Source organism: Prevotella amnii CRIS 21A-A, from assembly GCF_000177355.1.
Lineage (GTDB): Bacteria > Bacteroidota > Bacteroidia > Bacteroidales > Bacteroidaceae > Prevotella > Prevotella amnii.
In genome coordinates, this window is the sequence record NZ_ADFQ01000117.1 from 1 (window position 1) to 912 (window position 912).

Below are 912 nucleotides of genomic sequence, written 5' to 3' on the forward strand. Positions count from 1 at the left end.
CTCAATGAAATCAATCGGCAACTTGAGTCTAAAGGTGTCATCGTTAAGCGTGGTGCTATTATCGATGCGAGCATTGCCGATACTCCACGCCGTCCGCGTGGACGCAAGGAGTATGAAGTAGTGGAAGAGCGTAATGAAGCTGACAGTCGTGATAGTTCAGAAAAAGCAATGGTCAAGGAAGTTGTTAAGCCAAACGTTGATGGAGATGCAAGATGGATTAAGAAAATGGGAAAGCTCCACTTCGGTTACAAGCGACATTCGGTTACAGATGAGAACGGGTTGGTGATAGCCGAGGAAACCACACCAGCTAACGAAAGTGATATCAAACATTTGGAAAAGCCATTAGAAAAAGCTAAACTTCCACAAGGTACACCTGTTTATGCCGACAAGGGTTATGATTCTACAGCAAACAAGGATGTACTTAAACGTATGACGTTCAAGAGTCGCATCATGCACAAAGGAGTAAGGGGACGTAAGCTAACGGAAAGAGAGCAGCGTGTTAATGTAGCCATCAGCAAGACACGGTACAAAGTGGAACGTACCTTTGGATCTATTCACAGATTGTTTCATGGTGGGATAGCCAGATATGTAGGTTTAGCTAAGACTCACGCACAACACATCATGGAGGCTATTGCCTACAATTTATATAGAACTCCAGGGATAATTGTGTCTAATTCTCTCAAATAAGGGGAGAATATGAGATGAAATAGAGCATATACAGCCTAAAAATCAAAAATATTGACTGCGGGTGAGCCAATAGTGCTCAAAAACAAGAATGAAAGAGAATGGGGTAAGGTTTTGCAGATGTCTCGGACAGTAATAATATATTTATAAGTAATAATAAAAAATATTAGCCTGTTTATAACTAAGTAGACAGTAATTATAATATAGTTGTTTAAAAAGACATATATT

At 39.9% G+C, this 912-nt stretch carries 1 protein-coding gene; it reads left to right on the top strand.

The window, feature by feature from the left end:
* A partial coding sequence (locus tag HMPREF9018_RS10440; protein ID WP_008451448.1) for an IS5 family transposase occupies positions 1-687 on the top strand: 687 nt, incomplete at its 5' end.
* Positions 688-912: the final 225 nt, after the last annotated feature.